Source organism: Streptomyces cavernae (assembly GCF_004023625.1).
GTDB classification, from domain to species: domain Bacteria; phylum Actinomycetota; class Actinomycetes; order Streptomycetales; family Streptomycetaceae; genus Streptomyces; species Streptomyces cavernae.
Map to the genome: position 1 here is coordinate 1 of NZ_RPDJ01000109.1, position 2,415 is coordinate 2,415.

Annotated in this window: 3 protein-coding genes; 1 reads left to right on the plus strand and 2 read right to left on the minus strand. The window is 70.1% G+C overall.

Annotated elements, in window-relative coordinates:
* Window positions 1–847 (minus strand): ketopantoate reductase family protein (locus EF387_RS46330; protein WP_155589854.1); only part of this gene is annotated, 847 nt, incomplete at its 3' end.
* A gap of 61 nt (window positions 848–908) precedes the next feature.
* On the opposite strand from EF387_RS46330, the gene EF387_RS46335 reads away from it, so the two are divergent.
* Window positions 909–1,544: a TetR/AcrR family transcriptional regulator gene (locus tag EF387_RS46335; RefSeq protein ID WP_128382572.1), complete on the plus strand. Its 636-nt coding sequence runs from the start codon at window positions 909–911 to the stop codon at window positions 1,542–1,544.
* Between the two features lie 252 nt (window positions 1,545–1,796).
* On the opposite strand, the gene EF387_RS46345 is transcribed toward EF387_RS46335, so the two are convergent.
* Window positions 1,797–2,415: Tn3 family transposase (locus EF387_RS46345; protein WP_155589855.1), on the minus strand; the 619-nt coding region annotated here is incomplete at its 5' end.

Below are 2,415 nucleotides of genomic sequence, written 5' to 3' on the forward strand. Positions count from 1 at the left end.
TCTGTTCTGCCAGCCGCCCTAGTTCGGCCGCCGTCGCAGGGGAGACGTCGCTGAGCCCGCTGTGTACGGCCGTTGGGCTGCGCAGGAAGCGCCGCAGCAGGGCCACGAGCAGCCCTTCCGGCAGGGTCTGCAGTGCGAGAAACGCGCGGGGGACCGGCGGGGTCGGCAGGGCGGCCAGGTTCTGCCGCATGAGGTGGAGCATGCCGCCGACCGCGTCGGGATCGTCGGCCAGCGCTACCGGGCCGCCCGCCGCGTGCACCGCCTGCCCGAGGGGTACCTCGAACGCGGCGTGTGTCTTGAGCCAGGCATCCATCCGCGGCTCGGCCTTGGCTTTGATCCCGGCGGTGCGGAACTCCCGGACGATCCGCTCCAGGCGCGGGGTGGTCCGGCCGTCGGGTTCGCCGATCGGCATCGGGACCCGGCTGGTCATGAAGTTGGTCGCGCGGTAGCGGACTACGTCGCCGTCCATCGTGCCGCCCAGTGCCGGGAAGCCGAGCAGCACTCGCTCGTGGCCGATCGCCACGCCCAGCGGCTCCGCGCCGGCCGCCCAGTTGTGCAGGAACAGCACGTCGCCTTCGAGGCCGGCGAGTGACTCCAGCACCGCGTCGACTTGATGGGTGCGGACAAGGACGGCGGTCAGGTCGTACGCGCCGGCCGGGTGCTCGACCACCGGTACGGGTACCCGCCTGACGGCAGGGCTGTCTTCCTCGGCGAGCTGCACGCCGTGCCCGCGCAGGGAGGTCAGACGCTCGCCCCGGGCGAGGAGCGAGACGTCGAGCCCGGCCTCGTGCAAGCGGGCGGCGAACAGGCTGCCGCAGACCCCGGCGCCGTACACGAGCAGTTTCATGGCAACCTCTCCGAGCTGAGTTAAACGTTCGTTTGAATCGAACGTCTGTATAGTACGGCATATGGCGCTACCCGATACCCGGACCAAGATCCTCGACGCGGCCGAACGCCTCTTCGCCGAGCACGGATACCGCGGCACCTCGGTCCGCGCGATCACCGACCTCGCCGGAGCGAACCTGGCCGCCGTCGGCTATCACTTCGGCTCGAAGGCGGAACTCCTGGCCGCGGTCGCCCGCCGCGTGACCGAGCCCATCATCGCCGCCCAGAGCGCCGGGCTCGACGAACTCCTCGCCCGGACTCCGGACCCGTCGGTCGCCGAACTGGTGGAAGCATTCGCAGGGCCGCTCTTCGACGGGATGCCCGCTGGCGATGAGAGCGGAGCCCGGACGTCCCGGCTGATCGTGACGATCCTCAGCGACCCGGCCGAGGAGGCGCGCAGCTGGACCGGCCCGGACGAGGACACGGTCGGCGAGCGCTACCTGGCGGCTTTCGCGCGCGCACTGCCCGGCCTTGCCCCACAGGAGCTGTTGTTCCGGATGCGGGGGATCCTCGCCGTGACGGCCGTGGACCGCGTCGAGGTCTACAACCGGCCCTCCGCTGCCTGCCCGACGGCGACGGAAGGCGAGGAGGCCCGGCGCTGGGCGATCACGTTCCTGACGGCGGCAATGAGCGCGCCACCGACCCGGGCCTGGCGATAAGCCTGGGGCGGCTCACTCACCGCCCTCGTCGCCGTCCTCGGACACGTTCGGGTCGCGCAGCGGGCGCAGGCCCTGGCCGGGCCCTCTCGCCTTGATGTTGAACAGGTAGCGCCCGAGGTGTACTGACCCGTCAGGTTGGGGACGCGATGAGCCAGGCCCCGCTACCGCGTGCGCACGCGGTCGGTGTGCTCCGGAAGGCCCAACGTCGAAGAGGGGCCGTCGAGGTCGGCTGTTCTCCGGGGCGCCGCACGATCACGCGGCCGGGACTTGGTCGTCGTCCAGCACGCTGAAGTCGACATCGAGGCGGGTGTCGTAGTCCTCCGGGGTGATGCCTATCTCGTGGGTCGAGTAGACGCCGAACCGGTTGACGCGCTCCGTCAGGTACGGCGAGATCTGGGCCAGGTCCAGCGGGTCGATCACTTCGCCCTCGGCCTCCAACTGCCGCACCACGTCCGCGATGTCCAGGGTGTTGTGGAAGATCAGCAGGTTGGCGAGCAGAGAGGTGAATTTCACGTCCTTCTCCTGCTCGACCGGGTCGTTGCGCGTCACGGTGCCGCGCTGGCCGAACCGCACCCAGTCGCTGAAGCCGTTGAATGCCTCGACCTTGTTGGTCGCGGCCGTCACCCTGCCGCGCAGCGGCGCGTCCGAGAGGAACCGGAGCAGTTGGACGGTACGGATCACCCGCCCGACCTCGCGGAAGGCGGTGTAGGTGGCGTTCTTCTGGGAGCCGGAGCGCAGCCGCTTGAGCAGCAGGGTGGAGGAGATGGCGCCCTCGCGGACCGAGACGGTCACCCGCATCAGGTCCTTGAAGTGGGTCGCGATCAGCTTCCAGTCGATCACGTTGCGGCCCGGCTCACCGAACAGGGCGTCG